17 protein-coding genes are annotated in these 21381 nt (G+C 35.8%); 5 read left to right on the top strand and 12 right to left on the bottom strand.

Annotated elements, in window-relative coordinates; all coding sequences use genetic code 11:
• Positions 1-76 precede the first annotated feature (76 nt).
• Positions 77-604 (top strand): DsrE family protein, encoded by a 528-nt coding sequence (locus tag ES765_RS19085; protein WP_138115942.1) that lies wholly within the window; start codon positions 77-79, stop codon positions 602-604.
• Positions 605-774: 170 nt separating this feature from the next.
• On the opposite strand, the gene ES765_RS19080 is transcribed toward ES765_RS19085, so the two are convergent.
• Positions 775-3072: a TonB-dependent receptor gene (locus tag ES765_RS19080; RefSeq protein ID WP_138115941.1), complete on the bottom strand. Its 2298-nt coding sequence runs from the start codon at positions 3070-3072 to the stop codon at positions 775-777.
• Positions 3073-3155: 83 nt separating this feature from the next.
• On the bottom strand, positions 3156-3533 hold the full coding sequence (locus ES765_RS19075; RefSeq protein WP_138115940.1) for a hypothetical protein: 378 nt from the start codon (positions 3531-3533) through the stop codon (positions 3156-3158).
• A 553-nt stretch (positions 3534-4086) separates the two neighbouring features.
• On the opposite strand from ES765_RS19075, the gene ES765_RS19070 reads away from it, so the two are divergent.
• Positions 4087-4647 (top strand): YeeE/YedE family protein, encoded by a 561-nt coding sequence (locus ES765_RS19070; protein ID WP_138115939.1) that lies wholly within the window; start codon positions 4087-4089, stop codon positions 4645-4647.
• Between the two features lies 1 nt (position 4648).
• On the top strand, positions 4649-5062 hold the full coding sequence (locus ES765_RS19065) for a DUF6691 family protein (RefSeq protein ID WP_138115938.1): 414 nt from the start codon (positions 4649-4651) through the stop codon (positions 5060-5062).
• Between the two features lie 15 nt (positions 5063-5077).
• Here ES765_RS19065 and ES765_RS19060 read toward each other — a convergent pair whose 3' ends face one another.
• From ES765_RS19060 to ES765_RS19025, 8 genes are all read right to left on the bottom strand, one after another.
• Positions 5078-6832 carry a hypothetical protein gene (locus tag ES765_RS19060; protein ID WP_138115937.1) on the bottom strand — a complete coding sequence of 585 codons (1755 nt, stop codon included), beginning with the start codon at positions 6830-6832 and terminating at the stop codon, positions 5078-5080.
• Positions 6825-9020, bottom strand: coding sequence for a tryptophan-rich sensory protein (locus ES765_RS19055; protein ID WP_138115936.1), 2196 nt, complete (start codon positions 9018-9020; stop codon positions 6825-6827). Before ES765_RS19055 ends, ES765_RS19060 begins: the two co-directional genes overlap by 8 nt.
• A gap of 23 nt (positions 9021-9043) precedes the next feature.
• Positions 9044-10342, bottom strand: coding sequence for a BatA domain-containing protein (locus tag ES765_RS19050; RefSeq protein ID WP_138115935.1), 1299 nt, complete (start codon positions 10340-10342; stop codon positions 9044-9046).
• 1 nt (position 10343) lies between these two features.
• Positions 10344-11243, bottom strand: coding sequence for a DUF58 domain-containing protein (locus tag ES765_RS19045; protein ID WP_138115934.1), 900 nt, complete (start codon positions 11241-11243; stop codon positions 10344-10346).
• The gene (locus ES765_RS19040; RefSeq protein WP_138115933.1) at positions 11244-12248 is read right to left on the bottom strand and encodes an AAA family ATPase; all 1005 of its coding nucleotides are present in this window, start codon (positions 12246-12248) and stop codon (positions 11244-11246) included.
• Between the two features lie 10 nt (positions 12249-12258).
• Positions 12259-12879, bottom strand: a complete 621-nt coding sequence (locus ES765_RS19035) for a DUF4159 domain-containing protein (protein ID WP_138115932.1) — start codon at positions 12877-12879, stop codon at positions 12259-12261.
• A gap of 85 nt (positions 12880-12964) precedes the next feature.
• Positions 12965-14281, bottom strand: a complete 1317-nt coding sequence (locus ES765_RS19030; RefSeq protein ID WP_138115931.1) for a TldD/PmbA family protein — start codon at positions 14279-14281, stop codon at positions 12965-12967.
• Between the two features lie 29 nt (positions 14282-14310).
• Positions 14311-15951, bottom strand: coding sequence for a TldD/PmbA family protein (locus ES765_RS19025; protein ID WP_138115930.1), 1641 nt, complete (start codon positions 15949-15951; stop codon positions 14311-14313).
• A 513-nt stretch (positions 15952-16464) separates the two neighbouring features.
• On the opposite strand from ES765_RS19025, the gene ES765_RS19020 reads away from it, so the two are divergent.
• Positions 16465-16926 (top strand): pyridoxamine 5'-phosphate oxidase family protein, encoded by a 462-nt coding sequence (locus ES765_RS19020; RefSeq protein WP_138115929.1) that lies wholly within the window; start codon positions 16465-16467, stop codon positions 16924-16926.
• 172 nt (positions 16927-17098) lie between these two features.
• On the opposite strand, the gene ES765_RS19015 is transcribed toward ES765_RS19020, so the two are convergent.
• Positions 17099-17875, bottom strand: a complete 777-nt coding sequence (locus ES765_RS19015) for a sigma-70 family RNA polymerase sigma factor (protein WP_138115928.1) — start codon at positions 17873-17875, stop codon at positions 17099-17101.
• 155 nt (positions 17876-18030) lie between these two features.
• Here ES765_RS19015 and ES765_RS19010 point away from each other — a divergent pair, with 155 nt between their 5' ends.
• Entirely contained in the window at positions 18031-20538 is a 2508-nt protein-coding gene (locus ES765_RS19010; RefSeq protein ID WP_138115927.1) for a cation-translocating P-type ATPase, read from the top strand.
• Between the two features lie 6 nt (positions 20539-20544).
• On the opposite strand, the gene upp is transcribed toward ES765_RS19010, so the two are convergent.
• The gene (gene upp / locus ES765_RS19005; RefSeq protein WP_138115926.1) at positions 20545-21198 is read right to left on the bottom strand and encodes a uracil phosphoribosyltransferase; all 654 of its coding nucleotides are present in this window, start codon (positions 21196-21198) and stop codon (positions 20545-20547) included.
• Between the last annotated feature and the right edge of the window lie 183 nt (positions 21199-21381).

Here is a 21381-nt window from a genome sequence, read left to right as displayed (position 1 = left end):
AAAAATAACGGACATTAGTATTAATTTCCAATCGGTTATATATAAATGAGACCATAATTTTAAAACCTTTGAACACATGAAAAAAATACTATTAATTACATTAGTACTTATGGCGGCACAAATTACTTCGGCCCAAGAGTGGACAACCCCAATTATTGAAGGGTATGGCAAAATCAAAGAATTTAAGGATGTAGCCACACAACCCGATGCCAATTTGGAATATAATCTCGTTTTTGATGTAAAGGATGATCGTGAAATGGATGGTGTAAATATTGGTCTTTGGAAAATAGCCCGTGTTATCAATATGCTAGGTGTTGGAGGTGTTTCCCAAGATAATGTACATATAGTAGCAGCAATACATGGTGGTGCTACATTTGCTGTATTGAACGACACTGAATATCAAGAAAAATACGATAAAGTCAACCCTAACGCTGAGTTAATAAAGCTCTTACATGAATATGGCGTTGAGCTATCTGTTTGTGCACAGGCAACTGCTGCAAGAGGAATTACCGAAGCGGACTTAGACCCAAATACAGAATTAGCCCTTTCTGCAATGATGGTTCTTGCCAATTATCAATTAATAGGATATGCATTATTACCTTAAACGCTATTGAGCTAAAAGATTTTTAGAACAATCGTTATGATAAGAAGCCTTCGTTTATGGGGTATTTCGAATGTATGTTTTCAAAAAGCCAAATATTAAAGACGAAGTGCATACGACCTATTTTACCTATACTAAATTATAATGGGGGCCTTTATATAGCCCCCATTATTTTAAAATTTAAACTGAGCAAAAGCTGTTAAGTTTCTGCCAGGATCATTGATAGGTACTGTCCCAAATTGTGCCTGATTATTAAAAGAAAAATTTAAATGGTTGTTATACGTTTTATCAAATACATTCAATACCGCTAAACCCAACGTCACATTCTTAATCGGTACAAATCCCAAACGAACATCCAATACCTCATAGCCGGGGGTTGTCTGTTCACCAAATGAAAGTGCAATATCATCTTGTTTTGTGGTTATAGTATAATTTGCATTAATCCAAAATTTTTCTTTTTCAAATTGAAGCTTAAACCGAGTTGTTAATGGTGGCACTAATGGCAACGACTCTTTTAAATCCTTATTTTTCGCATATACATATGCTAATGCTGTGGTAAAATTAAAATGCTCCGAAAAATCAATTCCTCCAGTAATTTCAAAACCTGTTTTATAGGCATCATCTAAATTTCGAAACACTTTTGGATTAATTGGCTCAAGTGCGGGCATATATTTTCTCGATTGAGTTTCATCAATTACCGCCACAATATAATTCTCATATAACGAATAGTAAAAAGAGGTATTATAAGTGAACCTATCAGAATTTGTATCAGACAATGGTAAACTCCCTTTAAATCCAATTTCGAATTGATTGTTAACCTCAGCATCTAAATTTGGATTACCAATATATTCATAAGAATCCTGACCAACCGTAAAATGATTAATAACACGTTCAATCATATTGGCAGAACGAACTCCCCTACCATAGGCTACTTCCAATATAAACTGATTGGATAGTGCATATTTAATGGATGCGGTACCGCTAAGATTATGCTCTCTTCGCTTATCCAAATCTGGATATAACACTTGAAAATCTTCTGCAGGATCCTTTATCTCTGAGGTAACGTTATCATAGCGAATGCCTAAGGTCATGATTGTTTTTGCAGATATAGGATATTTACTTTCCACAAATACACCTAAATCGTTTATGTAAGAATCTTGCCATACTTTATCTATAAACTGAATTGGCATAGGCAAAACTCCCATAGCATTTCTTTTTACTATCCTAGTACGTTCTCCATCTCTAGCAATACCCAAGAAATCAACACCGGTATACAAGGCCACCTTATCACTGGGCTTTAGTTTCAATTCTACCTTACCACCCGCTGTTGTTGCATCAATTTCCGATAAGGCATCCGTCATCATAAAACTAGGCCTTTTCTTATTGCTCATGATATGATCAACATAACTGTAGTAAAGTTTAGCATCTATATGCTGAACTAGACCTCTTAACCCTTTTTGCTTATAATCCAACGAAAAAATACTGCTGTTGTCCTCTTCGGTATCCATCGGTAAACCGGCATGTAAAACATCCCGTCCATAGGATCGTCTCCAATGTGCTTGTAGACGTTGTTGACTTGAAAAATTATAACCAGCTTTAATTCCATAATCCAAACTTCTAAAAGAGGAAGGAATCTCAACGCCGTCGCCATCTTCATAATTACCAAAATCTCGGTAACCAAAATTACCCATAATATCGAAATTTTCACTAGCTTGTTGTAAACGTGCCATAGATACTAAAGAGCCACCATTACTTTCATAACCGGAATCTACATTACCATGAAAACCATAATCTTGGCTTGTAGGCTTTTTGGTCACCATGTTGACAATACCCCCAAAAGTTGCTCCATAACGTACCGTATAAGGACCTTTAATAATTTCAATTTTTTCTATTTCTTCTGGGATTACATGTGTGGTTATAGGATCCATACGGTTTGGACAAGCATTCATAACCTTAGTACCTCCATCAAATTGCACATTCAGTTGTTCATATTGTGTGGCCCTAAAGCTAGGGTCAATGGCATAGTTCCCCCTTTTAATCAATGAAAATCCATTGATATCCTGAAACAAATCAGCTACATTTCTAGGCTGCACTATTTTCCGTGCAAAATCATTGCTTTCAATCGTTAAAACGGGATCAGTTTTCTCGTTGCCTGTTACTAAAACACCATCAATTAAAATAGGTGCTTCTTCCATTAAAACAACAAGACCGTTATCTGTCAGTTTCACGAACTTTTCCCAGGTTTTATACCCTACAAAAGAAATTATTAGGTTTGTACCACCTTCTGGTATGTTGATATCAAAACCACCATTATAATCAGAGTACGTGGCCGCACCGTTTTGACTCAAAATATGAGCGCCTTCCAATGGTTCATTATTATTCTGATCAACAATCTGTCCTTTAAAATTTTGTGCATTAATTTGGTGTACTAACAACAGAGCTGTTAGTACCCATAAATAGTTTGAGTTCATTTTTTTTGAATTAATTTAAATATAGGAATGTGGCCAATATATACTAATGTATAATTGGCGAAAGCATTTTTAACGTACTATTCCTAAAGGCGCGGAGGGTGCAGTGTTGGAGATAAAAAACTATAATTATAAAGGTTACTGTAGTTGTAATTATCTGAATAATCTAGGGTGATTTCTTCAAATGCGATAACAACAATTTGGTCAATAAAAAAGACCGTCTCGTTTTTTACCCAGTCTATATTAATTGGTTTTTTTTCTTCTTTTGATTCTTGTAATAACATTTTAGATAAGGTACACTTACCATTGCATTGTAGCTCTGGCATTGTTTTATTCTCACAAAAACGTTCTACAAAGTCTTCTGTAAACAATGCATAATACCCCAACGTACCAGCAATCTTAAAACTACTGGCAAGTGTTATACTAACATATAATAGAGAGATTACAATGTTTGCAAACTTCATTTCACAAAACTAATATCCTATTTCAAATAATAATGTGACATTAGTCACTTTTCACCTAACTTAAAAAATCTATAAGCGCCTTTTACTTATTTTAAAGTTGTTTTAGTTTCTGCACGACTGGTACTCGTTGAGTCAAACTAGATTTCTACATTTCTATAAGACTTACTGTATGGCTGCCGAAGTTCTTGTTAAAATGCAATTTACCTCTATTATTGCCTTTTATTATATCCTTCTTTAACTAGTGGTCTTGGACTATTTAATGATCCTTTTTAAAAGTAGTTATATGAGGTCTAAAAAACGGAAGTACCATACGATGTAGATGAAAATTATATGTAAAGTGACGATATACTTTGAAGATTATGGTTATTTTTATAGCTATTAGAACTCCATCGGTTTTGTACTATGCGCTATTCATTTATAAGACTTTTTGCGGTAAAGTACCATCAGACGAAACCTTTTACTAGCTCACAAGAGCTCTTTAATCCCTTCTATAATTAATGTTGATGACTAACTTACAAGAGTAGTATATTTGCAGTTTTTAAAAATTGATTATATGAACTGGATTTATGAACCTTGGGAATGGTATGTGGCAGGCCCTTTAATAGCGCTTACTATGTTTTTACTTCTTTTTGCTGGAAGGAAATTTGGTATGTCATCAAATTTAAAAACAATGTGTTCGATAGGTGGAGCGGGAAAATATTCTGATTTTTTCAAATACGATTGGAAAGCAGAACGCTGGAATCTACTGGTTGTGGCAGGTGCAGTTATTGGTGGATTTATAGCTTCACAATATCTATCTGATAATACGGTACAAATAAACGCCGAAGTCGCGCAACAACTTTCAGAAGATTACGGAATTACCAGCGCGGGACAAGCATATCTCCCACCTGAGCTATTCGCATCACAACAACTAACCAATCCTTTTGTACTTGCCATATTAATTATTGGTGGTTTTATGGTTGGCTTTGGTGCCCGTTATGCCGGTGGTTGTACCAGTGGACATGCCATTTCAGGTCTTAGTAATTTGCAGTTACCTTCATTAATAGCCGTTATCGGCTTCTTCATAGGAGGTCTCGTTATGATTCATGTATTGTTCCCTTTAATTTTTAGTTAGAATGAAATATTTAAGTTATTTAACCATCGGTATTTTTTTCGGAATCATTATGTACAAATCTGAAGCTGCTTCTTGGTTCAGGATTTATGAAATGTTCCAATTTGGTTCTTTTCATATGTATGGTATTATCGGTTCTGCATTAGTATTAGGTGTTATTGGTATTCAGGTTATTAAGAGGTTTAAAATAAAAGCTATTGGGGGTGCCGACATAAACGTACACCCTAAGGAAAAAGGTGTCTTCCGGTATTTGATAGGTGGTAGCATATTTGGCTTGGGATGGGCTTTAGCAGGTGCTTGCCCAGGCCCCATGTACGTGCTTGCAGGTGCAGGTTACTATTCTATTCTAGTGGTAATTGCAGGAGCCCTTCTTGGAACTTTTGTTTATGGAATGGTGAAAGACAAACTACCACATTAAAAAACAAAGATCTTATCATTTGTCAGTCGACAATTTAGGGGCTAACCATAACCAACCAATTCCCACTAAAAATAGAAGGTAAAATAGTATCGGAGAAATAGAACGGTCAACAAAAACCGCTCTATTATGCTTTAAGCCAGATTTGAATTCCTTTTGATTAGCAGCTATAGTTTTAGAACTAGTGAGTGATTTCCAAACTAAGCTGTCGAACACATAAAAAGGAAATTGGGAGCTACTATCAGTTTCAATTTTCAAATGGTTCCACCCTATTTTCTTCGGATAAACAGTACCTAAATAGCGCATTGGCACCATACTATTCTGAAGCATTGCAACACTATCGTCATTTTCATTTAACACAGTGTATTCTTCTAAATTTGTACGTAGTTTAAAATCAAATGGGGCATCTATTCTGGGTACTTGAGTCTCAGCTTCCCATTCAACAGAAGTATTTTTCTTTTTGGAAATTTTATCGAAAAGTTTGGTCCACATCCATTTGTAACCTTCGCCCTCCCCATCTAATAAAAGTTGGTAACTGTTTTGTACGGTAGTTGTTGCAATACGCCCTAACCCCAATTGTTTGTAGGCCGCTACTGTTGTAGTAGTGCCAAATGCAATGGGTTGAAAAGAAAAAGGTCCCTTAAACCCATAAGGGTATTTTTCTAATTTGATTTTAAAGGTTTCAAAGTGAACTTCATGATTACTATCACGTTCAAACTTAAAATATGATGTATCCGTGCCTAGGTTAAATAGAAAACCACTAGGCTGAATAAACAATCCCATTCCGCTTTCACGAATACTTTTTTCAAAACGCTTTTTAAGCATACTACCAAAACCAAAATAGATATCCGAATCTACAATAACGATATCAAACTTATTTAAGATTTCATCGGTAAATTGATACACGGGTGTTGTAGCAGTATTGAAATATTCGAACTTATATTTCCCTTTTGTTAATTGACTTCTTACAATAACTTCATGACCGTTATCAGCCAAAAAGTTCTTTAAGTACTTCGTTTCGAACGTTGGGAAATTATTTAAAATCAATACACGTAACGGCTCCTTTTCCTTGATTACGACCGGTATAGGTTCAGATTTCAACTTCACTCCTACACTATCCTTTTCCGTCAACAGATATACATATTCCCCAGAAACTTTTGGAACAGCTTCCAACGAAAAGCCAACCTCTCCAATTCTATCTAATTGAACAGAATCCAAACCATTTCCGCCTGCGTCCTCCAAAATCAACATAGTACCTTTTAAGGGTTTGTTATAAATCCCTTTTACATTCAGTTTCTCTCCTAAGACTATAGATTTTTTATACCTAAAATCAGTTATTCCATATGGTTCTTTAGCAGTGATATAGGTTAGCGGAATATTCTTAAAAAGCTCAAAATCAAACGGTTTGATTCCATTGCCTAGTACAAAAAGACCTGTAAGTGAATCCAATTTGTAACCTATCGATTTATTTGGATTATAATTCAACTCCTTTATACCCTGATATCGTAATAAAAGGCTGTCTTTCTGCTGTTCGTCAAACCCTTCTGTTAGTAAAAGTCCTTGTCTGTCATTAATTTCAACTTCCTTAGTGGGCTTTAGCACGATTAAAACCAAAGCAGTGATTGTTAGAAATGCGACGATCGTATTTATAATGAATTTACCGTGTTTACGATTCGTCGATTCTTTCCAGAAATAGCAACCGAATACAATCAATCCACCAATTAGAATTGGTAATAATGACTCTTTATTTACAAATGAAAATCCATCAATCATAGGTTTCCAATTGTTTTAGAAATAATGAATTGATTTCATCGGCATAACCCATTTTAGAACCAGGTAATTGTTTCGTTTGTGGTAAGGCCGACAATACTCCTTTCTGAACAAATTTATAATTGGAAATTGTTCGTTGTGTATTATTCTCAATTCCTTTTAATCCTTGTAAAAGCTGTAAGTACTCCCCAGGATTTTCTATGGCCAATCGTGCCAATTCAATACCAGCAGCAGTAAAAAGTACTTTGTCTTTCTCTTTAAAAATACTATTTCCGGAAATTAAAGTTTCCAATCGTGCCACAGCGTCTTCCATAGCCTTGAAAGGTTGTACTACCTCCATACTTTTGTTTTTCCGAAAATTACCAACATCTTTGATAGAACCCGTCAATCTACTTTCCTCTTTTATTGGTGGTGGGTCAAAGCCAATTCTATGCACATATATCCGGGCACTATTCTTTATTTCCTGTATCAATTTTAAAGCATCGTACTGAAAAGGCAAAGACTTTTCTGGTTCATAAAGCCGTAGATACAATTCTGCATCCCACATAATGCTCAATGCTTTACGTAATTTTGTTTTAAGAGATTCTTCAAATAATGTAGATTCTTCTGGGTTATCATGATTGTGTAGGTAGTCGTGTAACGGATCCTCAGCTTCTTCAGATTTTTGTGCTGGTACAAGGTTATGTTCATTATCGCCATCATGGTCATGGGAATACCCCTTCAACAAATCCTCTTCTCCATCTTCATGATTTTCCTCCTCTCCTGATGCCTCGGTAATAATTTCGCTAGGCACTTCTTCCATTTCAGATTCATCACCCATAAATTGACCATATTTTAATCTCAAGGCCTTTTGGTCAAACCCAAGTTCATTACTACGAAATTTAAACTCTTTCGTTGGTATAGTGGGTTTATCCTTAATTAATTTTTCTGTATCGATAATTAGCTGTCGCTGGCTTCTAAAGTAATCTGGCATTTGGTCAACTCCGAGAGTACCTTCTACTACAAACAGTTCTGTAACGGTATCCTTAATGACCGCAAAATAAGTTTCACTGCGTGTCACATTATGTTTAGGTTCCTTTTCATCAAAGGCTTCTATATAAAAATAAAGCTCGTCCCCAACTTCCATTTTTAAAATATTCAAATCTAAACTTCTTGTAACCTTTATCTTCTTCTGACCTTTTGTAATCTGCTCGTGAAATTTTAATTTCTCTTCCCTAAATTTCACGGATTCCCCAGAGCCCTTACTGACCGTTGCAATAATATAAGCATCACTGATTCCGAAATCATCAGAAATGGTACTTTGTAATTCTACCTTTTTAGCATCTGATGCATCAAAATAACTGTATTGTGGCAAACCAAAAATCTCTACTTCAGGGTGATTATCAGGAATAGCTTCCAAGGCAAATAAATCGGAAGTGAAGACAGTTCCATCTTCATTAGTAAAGGTGAAATTATAAAAGCCAGATTCAATCAATGATACCTCTATCTGATATGTATTTTCAACTTTTGTTAGCGGAATTGTTTCTCCCATTCGCTCCATACTAACTTGAGAAACAAGATGGTCGAATTGCAAAACCCATTGAATTCTAGAATTAGTAACAGCCTTAACATTAGGATCTATACTAGTTTTAGTTCCCTGCCGCGTATACGTCGGGTAATATACGGTTATAGCCTGTTCAATTATTTTTGGAATTATAGTTTGTCTAGTTACCGTATCGGTAGCCACGAACTGAATTTCTTCTGGCGTTGACGTATTTCCTAAAATAGAATCAACTTTACTGAAGAGTTCTAGCTTATGTACTGCAAAACCAACAGCGATCAACGCGAACATGACTAAAGCTGCCTGCCTTATCTTATTCGGCGGTGTTATTGTTCCTAACCTTTTTTTAAGTTCGTTAGAAACCCTGCACCGCTGTAATTTAGCGAGATTCGACAACGTATTCTCTGGTAGTAATAAAAGTCCCGTGCTAAAAGATGCTTCCTTTACGTGCGCATCAATATATAAACTGGTCCTATTTAAATTTAGTTTCCACGGTTGCTTTATCAGAGCCACAACCAATAAACCAACTACAAAAGCCAATAGACCACTCAACAGACTATTTAATAAAAAATATACCAGAACCCCAAAACCAAGCGCAATTAAGGCAGCTTCTAAGTATGCCATCAGTTGCCAGCGCCTATTAAATTTCATCAAGTATTGTTTCCCTGATACCATTACTGTTTTCTTTTATAGGCTACAAAGCGTTCAATTAAAAGCAACGCAAAAAGTACAGCCCATAGGTAGGGACTAAGATTCCAACTTGCTAATTGTATCTTTTGTTTGGAATCTATCTTATAATTAGTCTGTAAATCAGCTCCCGCTATTGTACGGAAATCTTGTTTTTCCAACAATGCATTCACCTCTTTATGTACATCTAAAATATGTAGTAAATTTTCTGTTAATCGTTGTGAAACCGCATTTTCAGAAGTAATTCGATTGGTTAAATAAAATACCTCATCACTCAAGCCTGGTTCAATTAGTGATTGTGCCATTGAATCTTCCTTGAATAATAGTAATTTTTGAAAGGAATTCGGCATCGATTTTTCGCTTAACCAAATGGTCAAATCCGTTTCCTTAGTTTCAATCATCAAACTATCCGACTTGCTATACACCTTTATCTTCCTATCCAAATACTTCGATAATGCCGAAAAAGCAGCTTCAATATAAATTTTATCATTACTTAAGTTATCGGTATAAAAAAGGGAGACTTCTATCTGACTTTGGTTAACTACAGGCACTTTAAAACTATTCTTTAATTTCGTTACTAAAAGACTATCTCCTTGTGAATTCAAAGAAATATTTTCATTATCAAGGGTAATGTTATCACTAGAAATCGATGAACGATTCGAAGTACTAACCGCAGAAAATAATTGAATTCCCTCCTGTTTTTGATAGGCTATTAGCGGTTTTTCTCTAACACCAGCTGAATCTAAAACAATCCAATTAATATGATGATTTGTTTGTGGTCTCGCCCCCTTCAACCCTTTTGAATACCCCTTGGTAAAAACTAGAATACTATCTGTATGTAAAGCATCCATTTCTGATGCCAATGCCCAGTAATTCGGAATATTATCCATTAGTACATCGTTTGAATTAACTTCCCAAATAGGAAATCCTTTCTCCAATAGTCGTATTTCATTTTCATTAACGATACCGCCAAGACGAGCCATAAAATCTTCATTCTGTGCCAGAGATGGTTCTACGATATAGGTTAGTTCAGTATTCTTAACTTTCGATTGCCATTGTGGTTTCGCCAATACAAGAGTTACAAGCATTAGTATGAGCAACCGCAATAGTAATAACAACCACTCATTTAACTGAATACTACTCGACTGTTTCGAATTCGATTCAGATAATAGCTGAATACTCCCAATTTTAATCGTTTTCGCCTCCTTCTTACTCCATAAATGGATAACTATTGGAACTAAAAGTCCCAATAGCGTCCACAAATAAGTAGGATGTATAAACGACATACTAGTTTATCTTTTTGCGTTGTTTTAAAAATATCTGTAGCGCTTCACCCAAATGCGCATCCATACGAAAGACGTGGTGATCGATTCCTTTCGATAATAATTCTTCCTTGACCTTTTTCAACCTATTATCCATGGCCAACAGGTATTGGTTTTTTGCTTTTTCGGTATCTACCTTTACTCTTGCTCCCGTTTCCCAATCTTCAAAAGTCATGTTCGGACCATAACTAAAATCCATTTCTGCAGAACCCATAATCTGCAGAACAACAACTTCATTTCTGGAGGATTTTAATCCCTTAATAAAACTTGAAATTTCAGTGTTACTTTCGTACATATCTGTCAAGAAAAAAATCAACTCCTTGGTTCCTCGGGTGGGTATTCTTTTTGAAGCTACATGAGATTCAGGCCATTTACCTTTATTAGAAAGATTAATCAATTCTAATAATAATCTGTTGTAATGTTTTTTATCGGCCTTAGGATAAATACGTACTAAATTGCTCTCGTTTAACGCAAACAACCCAACGGAATCTCCTTGCTTATGAGCCATATAAGCTAATATTGCGACTAGAACACGAACATAGTCCATTTTAGACAATGCTTCTTCTGTATGTAACATTGATGCACTTGCATCAACTATGAATTTAATAGTAACCTGACTTTCTATTTCTGATTGCTTGATGTAGTACCTACCGGAACGCGCCAACATTTTCCAATCTAAAAGCCGTAAATCATCACCAGGTTCATAACCCCTATATTGGCTAAACTCCATACCAGGACCTACACTCACACTTCTATTTAGGCCAGATGTAAATCCCTCAACAACAATCCGTGATATCAATGATAATCCGGAAACTGTGTTAATTACCTCTGGTTTTAATAAATCGTGATACTCCTGTTTCGCCATTTATTTGCCTTTTATCTCAATGGCATTCAACAAATGGATTGCAACATTATCTGAGGTTATCCCTTCTGCCTCTGCCCTGAAATTAACTAGAACCCTATGACGAAGCACTGGTAGCGCAACACTTTTTAAATCTTGCAAAGTGACTGCTAATCTGCCTTCTAACAATGCATTAGCCTTCGCCGTTAAGATCATTGCTTGACCTGCTCGTGGTCCTGCTCCCCATTCTACCCAATCTTTAACATACGAATCAGTAGTCGTTTCTGGCCTTGTCGCACGTATCACATCACTTACAAAACTGATCAGGGCATCACTAATCGAAACCTCTCGAACCAATTGTTGCAACCTGATAATATCCTCACCAGAAATAACCTTATTGAGTTGTTTCTTTATCGTACCTGTGGTAGCCTTTAAAATTGTTTCTTCTTCTAATTTCGTGGGATAGCCAATTCTGATGTACAGTAAAAATCGATCTTGTTGTGCTTCGGGCAGTACAAAAGTTCCTGATTGCTCTATTGGATTCTGTGTGGCCAGAATAAAGAAAGGTTTGTCTAAAGGATAGGTTTTGTCACCATAAGTAACTTCAAATTCTTGCATTGCTTCCAATAGGGCAGCTTGTGTCTTAGGTGGTGTACGGTTTATTTCATCCGCTAAGATGATATTAGAAAAAATAGGGCCCTTGTTAAACTTAAAGTACTTTTTACCGGTTGTGTGATCTTCCTCCAAAATTTCAGTCCCTATAATATCCGAAGGCATTAAATCTGGCGTAAATTGTATACGCTTGAATTTTAAATCGATTGCATTTGCCAGCGTTCTAATCATTAAGGTTTTTGCCAATCCAGGCACTCCTTCCAATAATGCGTGCCCACCAGCTAAAAATGCAATCAGTAATTGAGAAACGGTTTCATCTTGCCCAATAATCACCTTACCTATTTCTTGCTTTAAGGCTTTTAATTTATTGGAAAGTAATGCTACTTCATCCGCAATTCGTTGTAATTCTTTATCCATTCAAATGTGTTTATGATGTGAGGGCATACAAGACAATGTTAACCCCAAACCGTGTATTGTCTATTTTGTACCAACGTTTGTTTCTAAAATCGTAATCCCACTCGCAACCATAATCCTTGTTACTATAAAGCACCCCAACCCTACCGTTTACTTCAATTGCTTTAAGGTATTCGTGAACCAGGTCATCTCCCCAACCATTTAATTCTTGTGAAGTGGTAGGTGGACCATCTTCAAAATCGAAAAAAATTGAATATAACTCATGGTCGTTAGGTAGTTTTATAAAAGGTTCTGGCCCAAATATTTCTTCCATTTGGCGTTCAAATGATTTTGCAAATAATCCATCAATATCGTGGTTGCAATCATCGGCAAAAACAAAACCGCCATTACGGACATACTTCTCAAAATTCTCTTTTTCCTTTTTAGTAAACTCAACCAGTTTATGACCGGAAATATAGCAGAACGGGCTTTTAAAAATATCATCACTTGCCAAGCTGATTATTTTCTCTTGGGTATCTACTTTTAACGTAGTATACTCAACCAAAGAATTCAATAGATTTGAAGGCATACGCTGATCTACATCCCAATCGCCGGACTCATACTGTAATCTGGTAAAGAAAAATTCGTTGCTCAATAGAGTGGTAACTTAATTAATTATAAAAGAAAACTGGCTGTCGTGATTCATCACAAACAACCAGTTTAAATTTCGATTTTATCCTTTATACCGCATCGGAAAGACTCGTAAACGTGAAATCGCGAATCTTCATGTACGGAATTAGATTTCCATCGATACGTACTTGTTTTCCAAGGGTTTCCAAATTATTAAGCATGATAATAGGACTCTCATTAAACCTGAAATTCTTCACAGGATATTTAATCTGTCCGTTTTCTATATAAAAAGTTCCATCTCTTGTTAATCCTGTATACAACAAAGTCTGTGGGTCTACGCTACGTATATACCATAAACGTGTCACTAAAATACCTTTTTTAGTGCCTTTAATCAGTTCCTCTAAACTTTGATCTCCACCGGCCATAATTACATTTGATGGAAAAGGAACAGGATCTACACCTTTTTCTTTTGCCCAAAAACGATCATAAGCCAAATTTTTAACCACCCCATTTTCTAACCACGATGTTTTCTTTAAGGGTTGCCCCTCTCCGTTCCATGTTGATGTTGGTACTTCAGGGTTTAATGGGTCAGACCAAATATTCACACGTTCATCTACAATCTTCTGACCTAATTTATTCGCCCCATCTGCAGCAGACATAAAACTTCTACCTTCATCGGCAGATCGTGCATCTAAAGACCCAAACATATTACGCAACAAATCGGATGCTGCTGCGGGTTCTAAAATAACCGTGTATTTACCAGGTTCAATAGCCTTGGCCTCTCTTGATAAAACAGCCTTTTCAATAGCCGTTTTCGATGCTGCACTCGCATCAAACTTAGTTACATCGTTAAAATCTCTAGAAACCCAACCCGACCCTGTTCCATCATTGGTTCTCATGGTAACCGTGAAATCAGTATCTGTAGATTTATTATATGCAAAAAGTCCTTTTGAATTAATCATTGCACTAAAACCGGCAGAGTCGTTAAAAAACCCCGCTGCGGTAACATCTTGTGCCGCTGCCGGCTCAATACCACTTTTAGCTACCTCAGCCCTATATTCAGGTGTTATGTTTGCCGTTGCTTCACTATAACTAATTGATTCATCATACATTTGCGGCCCTAAAGGTTCCATAAATTCAGGATTCTCAGGAGATAGATTTGCTAATTCTTCGGCTCTTCTTACTACTTTTTCTAGCGAGGCGTCATCAAATTCATCTATGGTTGCCGTACCCGATTTTTTTCCAAAACTGGCCTGAACTGCCAAACTTTGATTAGAACTGTACCCAGAGGTGGATACCGTGTTTCTTGCATACCTGATGTTTCCGCTGTTCGTTCCACTTAGGTTTATCTCACAGGTATCGGCCTTGGAAAAGCTTAAGGCCTTTTCCAAAATTTTTCTTGCTTCTTCTTTTGTATATATTGCCATTGTTGTTCTATTTTTTAAATAAACCCTAATTAAACGGTTCTACCTGTGTTAATTACGTTTACATCATTAAACCTAGTTGTAGAACTACCGTGCGATACCGCACTAGACTGTGAAGGTTGACCTTTACCATCAAAGAAAGTTCCAAACAAACGATAATCACTTTCGTCACATATCTTAACACAAGAATTCCAAAATTCTTGTGTATTGGATTGGTAGGCTACGTCTTCTAACATACCCACAATCTCCCCATTCTTTATTTCGTAGAATACTGTTCCTCCAAATTGGAAATTATAGCGCTGCTGATCAATGGAATAAGAGCCTCGACCTGCAATATAAATTCCCTTCTCCACATCTTTAATCATCTCGGAAATAGAGTACTTATCTTTCCCTGGTTCTAAAGAAACATTAGGCATACGTTGAAACTGTACATCATCCCAACTTTGGGCATAACAACAACCATGTGATTCATTTTGATCAATCATATGAACTTGATCTCGTATGGCTTGGAAATTGGTCAAAGTGCCATTTCGTACCAAATCCCACTTTTTAGTTTTAACTCCCTCATCATCATACCCTACTGCACCTAAAGAACCAACTTGTGTCTTATCGGCCACAAGGTTGACGACATCACTACCGTATTTAAACGTTCCTGATTTTAATTTATCCAAAGTAGCAAAACTTGTACCTGCATAATTGGCCTCATACCCTAAAACACGATCCAATTCAAGTGGATGTCCTACTGATTCGTGAATTGTCAGTCCTAAATGGTTAGGTTCTAGAACTAAATCATATTTACCGGCATCAACAGACTTCGCAGTCAATTTTTCTTTGGCCTGTTTTGCTGCGATAGTGGCATCTTCTACCATATCATAGCTATTTCTATACAGACGTAAACCCGCAGGGCCATCTAACTTTTCAGATTCTAGACCGTCCATATATTCATATCCCATTCCTACAGGCGCACTCATGTTCTCTCTAGTCTTAAAGTTACCTGCCGCCTTATCTATTGCAGTTACCCTGAACGTTGGCCATAAACGGTGTATATCTTGATCAATATAAGAACCGTCGGTCGAAGCAAAATATTTTTGCTCATTCACCATAAATAAGGCCGAGTTGACATAATCGGCTCCATTATCTAAAGCTGCAGCATTTGCACTCAATAATAAATCTACTTTTTCTGAAACAGGAACTTCCTTAAAATCCTTTTTGATAGGTGTTTTCCAAGAGACCTCACCATATGCATTTACAGGAGCAAGTTGAACTGGATCCGTTTGTATTTTTGAATTCGCTTTTGCAATAGCCACTGCTTGTTCCGTAGCTTTTTGAATACCATCTTCGGTGACACTATTGGTAGAAGCAAAACCCCATGTTCCATTTGCAATGACTCGAATACCGATTCCAAAAGATTCTGTATTTACCACATTTTGAACTTTATCTTCTCGGGTAAAAACATACTGGTTAAGATACCTGCCAATTCTTGCATCGGCATAGGTGGCTCCCATTGATTTAGCAGTATTCAATGCTACATCTGCCATTCTCTTTTTCACCAATGCATCCATACCCGGTTCGAGTAAAGCCTCTGTTGGGATGTCTTTACCTAGCAATAATGATGGCATCATCAATGCTCCGGCACCCAAACCGGCGTACTGTACAAAATCTCTTCTTTTCATCTATTCGTTTTAAATTGGTTATTTAAGGTATAATGTAATTACTTACATCCTAAACAATACCTTTTATGAGGTGATTATGAATCTTTAATTTCGATTATTATCAATTTAAATTACCATCAAAATCATACTACTTCAATTCATAAAACTTGTTTAATTTAGTTCTAGTTCCTGTAAAAACAGCTAATACTAATTAGAGTCTTTTTTAATCCTATTTCACTTATTTATCAATCTTAATTATGGATATCTAAAAATAGACAGTGATTTGTAACAATTATGTTAACCTTTACTTAAAATATAACTAAATCAGTACTTTTTGAGAAAAATTTAAAAATATGGTACTTCTTTATAGATTTTGCTAAGCCCTACGTAGTTCAGTTTTATAAAATTTAAGTCCGCTCCTTTCTACTACAGTTATAAATATTAAACCTGTTGATTATATGGTAACTGACCAATATCATTTGCCATTATTTTCATGATAACTAAATTTCAGGAATTATTAAATAGGGCATCGACATGAGAATTAATTTAGATAAAAATGAGTGTATCGAATTACTTGAACAAAATTATATTGGGCGTATAGCCTATATTTCAAGCGGGTTTCCTCACATTGTACCGTTAACTTACTACTATGACCCTGAAACTAAAACTATTATAAGCTATTCTTCTGAAGGTCATAAAATAAAGGAAATGCGAAAAAATATAGCTGTTTGTTTAGCGGTCGATGAAATAACTTCAGTTTCAAATTGGAAATCGGTTTTGGCACATGGTACATTTGAAGAACTTTCAAGAATAGATGCCAAACACATGTTGCGTAAATTTGCTGAAGGTGTTAAAAATATTATTCATACTAAAACAGGTGGAAATCCAAAACATATAAGTGAATTTTCCGCTAAGAACGATGCTAAAGATTCTCCTATTGTATTTCGTATTAACATCTCTGAACTAACCGGTAAATCGAGAAGCGCTACTCATTAATAAACAGAGTTTCACTACCGTTATAATAGATAAATACGAATTAAAATTGGCAATACAATCAATCGTGCTAATTCAATAGGACCGAAAATATTATATGTGCATTTTTAATTCGTATTGATTTTTATGACACTATATTAAAAAATAATTCTGAATAGTATTAGCCGCACTTAGCCTAGTTACTTTCGACTAAAAATCGTTTTTCAAAACTATCTCGAAGCATTTTTCTTGCAGCTACCAACATATCTTCAACCTCAGCAAGTGTAATCTCACGAATGCTTGCTATTTCTTTCACAGTAAACCCTTCATTTGTTGCTAGGTGAAAAACTGTTCTCATAGGTATGGCCATCTTATTGAGCACTAACTGCATATGACGATCAATACGTTCTTTATTCAAAGATGCATCTAGTTTTTCTGCGAGTTGCTTTTCTTCGTCTGTGATAAATACATGATTAAGCGTATAATTTCCCTTATCATACGAACTATCATCCAATTCTTCTATCATTACGAAATCGCCGTCACCATCCCTACTATAATTTTCTTCCATTGCATCCCATTCTGGTTTGGAATACAAATCTATATTATCAAAAAAAACGTGATCAAATTCCTCTTCTATCAAACTATCCTCTAATAATTCATCTACTTTTTTAAAGAGAAAAGTATGCAGTCCATTCTCGTTTTCAATTTTATCAATATGATCATATACTTCAATAAATAATTGATCCGTAAAATCATTCGGATTAAACATATCTTTATTCAATTTCCCATTCGCTACTGCGCTATTTAATCTTTTAGCCACATACCTATAAATAGTAGGCAAAACTTTTAATAGTTCGGTATTAAATGATTTTTGGTTACCCTCCATCTTAAAAGACACTAAACTAGAATAGGTTTTTTTCATGATTATTTGAACATCATTTATTTTTCTATTATCATTAATAGCTTCTTTCATAATTTTAAATTTTACGTATTTTTTATTTTATAAAAGTGCACCCTTATTGGTGAAAATAAAATGATAAATATCAGTTCTTATCAGAAGGTTTTGGAATACTTTAGTACATACAACTAGCAATCTAATGCCAATAAGAGGCATGTTAATTAAAGTTTATGATTAGTCCTTCCGATTTCGGAATTTTTGGCCTTACGGAAGAAGAAGCAATTACCTCACGTGAAAAGCATGGTGCAAACACCTTTAACTACAAAAAGGAAAATAGCTTTTTAGATGCCCTTAAGAGTATCGCCAAAGAGCCCATGGTATTATTACTGTTAATAGCCTCAGCTATTTATTTTATTACCGGTAATTGGGGGGATGGTATTTTCTTAGCCTCTGCAATTATTCTTGTTGGATCTATTTCGCTATACCAAGATTCTAGGAGTAGGAAAGCGCTTGAAAATCTAAAAAATCTTACACACCCGAAAAGCAAAGTAATACGTGATGGTACTGTAATAAATATCGATAGTGAAGAATTGGTAGTAGGCGATTATCTTATGGCGGAAGAGGGAAGCATTATCTCTGCCGATGGTACCATTGTACATTCCAATGATTTTTCTGTAGATGAATCTATTTTAACCGGTGAATCGCTTTCCATTTATAAAGACTCAAAAAAGACCGAGAACACCATTTATGCAGGCACTACGGTTGCCAGTGGATTGGCCATTGCCATAATCTTCAAAATTGGCAACCTTACAAAGCTGGGGGAAATTGGAAAAAGTCTAGAAAGCATTAGCGAAGAAAAAACTCCTCTGGAGTTACAAATTTCAAATTTCGTAAAATTAATGTCCATCTGGGGAGGCTTCATTTTTTTATTGGTATGGGGAATCAACTACCTACGTTCCGCACTTTTACTGGATAGTCTTTTAAAGGCATTAACCTTAGCTATGAGTATTCTGCCCGAGGAAATCCCTGTAGCCTTTACCACATTTATGGCGTTAGGGGCTTGGCGGCTTATGAAAATGGGGATTGTTGTAAAGCAAATGAAGACTGTAGAAACCTTGGGTAGTGCAACGGTCATCTGTACGGACAAAACCGGTACCATTACACAAAACAAGATGGCACTTGCAAAGCTATTTACCTTAGAAACGGGACAGATAATGTCTGCCAACGAAAATTTAAATCCCATTGAAAAAGAGCTGATTACCTTAGCTATGTGGGCCAGTGAACCTATTCCCTTTGACCCGATGGAAGTCGCCTTACACAACACCTATGGCAAAATGACCCTTGAGGATGAACGACCACACTATAAAATGGTTCATGAATATCCGTTGGGTGGTAAACCGCCTATGATGACCCATCTATTTAAAAATGCAAAAGGAGACCTCATCATAGCCGCAAAAGGAGCTCCTGAGGCTATAATCGCCGTATCAAATCTTGAACAATCAGAAATTAAAATACTACAAGAGACACTTACCAATTTGGGTAAGGACGGCTATCGTTTACTTGCAGTTGGTAAAGCAGTATTTACTGGAAACGATTACCCTGTGCAGCAGCAAGATTTTAAATTTGATTTTAAAGGAATTGTTGCATTCTATGACCCTCCAAAAGAAAATATACCTCAAGTACTCCGAGATTTTGAAAAAGCTGGCATTCAAGTGAAATTGGTGACTGGTGACAATGCTGCTACCGCAATGGCTATAGCAAAGCAAATTAATTTTTTGGGATATGAAAAGTGTATGTCCGGTGATGAATTAATGCAATTGACAGATGCCGAATTGGAGCAAAAGGTAAAAAGCATCAATGTATTTTCGAGAATGTTTCCTGAAGCCAAATTACGGATTGTCAATGCACTAAAAAAAAACAATGAAGTGGTTGCCATGACAGGTGATGGTGTTAATGATGGACCAGCTCTTAAAGCTTCTCATATTGGGATTGCAATGGGTAGAAAGGGTACGGAGATAGCAAAACAGGCAGCATCATTAATTTTGGTCGATGATGATCTTTCCAAAATGGTCGATGCAATTGCAATGGGAAGGAAAATTTACACCAATTTAAAAAAAGCGATACAGTACATTATATCAATTCATATTCCTATTATTCTTACCGTATTTATACCGCTTGCTTTACGTTGGATCTATCCTAATATATTTTCACCGTCCCATGTCATCTTATTAGAATTAATTATGGGGCCTACCTGTTCTATCATTTTTGAAAATGAACCCATTGAAAAGAATATGATGCTTAAAAATCCTAGACCTTTTTCAACTTCTTTTTTCAACTATAAAGAACTATCAACAAGTGTTTTACAAGGATTCGTTATAACATTAGGCGCACTATTGCTCTATCAATATACAGTTGCGCTAGGTTATACTGAACCTATCACCCGAACCATGATTTTTATGGTGTTAATTTTCGCCAATATCTTTTTAACATTAACCAACCGTTCCTTTTATTATTCAATTTTTACCACCTTAAAATACAAGAATCCCTTGGTTCCCTTAATTATTGGCATTACACTACTACTTTCTCTAGTGTTACTTTATGTACCCCCTTTTACCCACTTTTTTGAATTTGAAAGTCTATCTATTCATCAGTTAGGAATATCTTTTTTAGTTGGAGGGGCCTCTGTACTCTGGTATGAATTGGTAAAATGGGTGAAACGCTCTAAAAGTAAGAGCTAAGGTTGATTATAATTTATTCCCAAATGCTAAATCACCGGCATCGCCAATTCCTGGAATAATATAACCACGGGAAGTCAACTCCGTATCTATAGCTGCGATCCACAAATGCGTATTATCTGGAAATATATATTCAATATGTTTAATCCCTTGTTCTGCACCTATTACGGTGACTATATGAATCTGTAACGGAACTCCGTAAGGCTGTAATGCCTTTAAAACGTTTTCTAATGTTTTGCCTGTAGCTAACATTGGGTCGGTAAGTATCAATATATTCCCCTGTAATGAAGGAGCAGCTAAATAGTTGACAATTACCTCAAATTCGTCTTTATCTGCTTCATGTTTGCGATAGGCAGAAATAAAACCATTTTCCGCACTATCAAAGAAATTCAAAAGTCCCTGATGCAAAGGTAGTCCAGCCCTTAATATGGAACAAACCACCAAATTATCTTGGACCAATCCCATTTTTTTATTACCCAGCGGTGTTGCTACAATTTTTGAGCTATAGTTTAATTTTTTACTGAGCTCATACCCCAACACCTCGCCTATTCGTTCTATGTTACGCCGAAAGCGCATGGAATCCTTTTGGACATGCGTATCTCGAATTTCGTAAATAAATTGATTAAGAACTGAGTTTTCTTCACCTAAGTTATGGACAATCATGAACGCTTATTTTATTTCTAAGGTACTGATTTCAAAAGAAAACAATCTTAGTTATAACCTGAGTTCGATTAAAACATAACTAGTTGATTTGTTTTAACGGTTTGATATTTGATGCTAGGTTTCTTGGGCAAGAAGCTATATGCAATAAGGCCTGAGATAATATTCACCAAGAAATTACCAAAG

Source organism: Maribacter sp. ACAM166 (assembly GCF_005771495.1).
Lineage (GTDB): Bacteria > Bacteroidota > Bacteroidia > Flavobacteriales > Flavobacteriaceae > Maribacter.
The sequence above is the reverse complement of the archived record's forward strand: the minus strand, read 5'-3'. Positions and strand labels throughout refer to the sequence as shown.

Bases quoted from the DNA above. Each gene is read 5' to 3' on its own strand.
- ES765_RS19085 (WP_138115942.1), top strand. From the start codon at position 77: ATGAAAAAAATACTATTAATTACATTAGTACTTATGGCGGCACAAATT.
- ES765_RS19080 (WP_138115941.1), bottom strand. From the start codon at position 3,072: ATGAACTCAAACTATTTATGGGTACTAACAGCTCTGTTGTTAGTACAC.
- ES765_RS19075 (WP_138115940.1), bottom strand. From the start codon at position 3,533: ATGAAGTTTGCAAACATTGTAATCTCTCTATTATATGTTAGTATAACA.
- ES765_RS19070 (WP_138115939.1), top strand. From the start codon at position 4,087: ATGAACTGGATTTATGAACCTTGGGAATGGTATGTGGCAGGCCCTTTA.
- ES765_RS19065 (WP_138115938.1), top strand. From the start codon at position 4,649: ATGAAATATTTAAGTTATTTAACCATCGGTATTTTTTTCGGAATCATT.
- ES765_RS19060 (WP_138115937.1), bottom strand. From the start codon at position 6,832: ATGATTGATGGATTTTCATTTGTAAATAAAGAGTCATTATTACCAATT.
- ES765_RS19055 (WP_138115936.1), bottom strand. From the start codon at position 9,020: ATGAAATTTAATAGGCGCTGGCAACTGATGGCATACTTAGAAGCTGCC.
- ES765_RS19050 (WP_138115935.1), bottom strand. From the start codon at position 10,342: ATGTCGTTTATACATCCTACTTATTTGTGGACGCTATTGGGACTTTTA.
- ES765_RS19045 (WP_138115934.1), bottom strand. From the start codon at position 11,243: ATGGCGAAACAGGAGTATCACGATTTATTAAAACCAGAGGTAATTAAC.
- ES765_RS19040 (WP_138115933.1), bottom strand. From the start codon at position 12,248: ATGGATAAAGAATTACAACGAATTGCGGATGAAGTAGCATTACTTTCC.
- ES765_RS19030 (WP_138115931.1), bottom strand. From the start codon at position 14,281: ATGGCAATATATACAAAAGAAGAAGCAAGAAAAATTTTGGAAAAGGCC.
- ES765_RS19025 (WP_138115930.1), bottom strand. From the start codon at position 15,951: ATGAAAAGAAGAGATTTTGTACAGTACGCCGGTTTGGGTGCCGGAGCA.
- ES765_RS19020 (WP_138115929.1), top strand. From the start codon at position 16,465: ATGAGAATTAATTTAGATAAAAATGAGTGTATCGAATTACTTGAACAA.
- ES765_RS19015 (WP_138115928.1), bottom strand. From the start codon at position 17,875: ATGAAAGAAGCTATTAATGATAATAGAAAAATAAATGATGTTCAAATA.
- ES765_RS19010 (WP_138115927.1), top strand. From the start codon at position 18,031: ATGATTAGTCCTTCCGATTTCGGAATTTTTGGCCTTACGGAAGAAGAA.
- upp (WP_138115926.1), bottom strand. From the start codon at position 21,198: ATGATTGTCCATAACTTAGGTGAAGAAAACTCAGTTCTTAATCAATTT.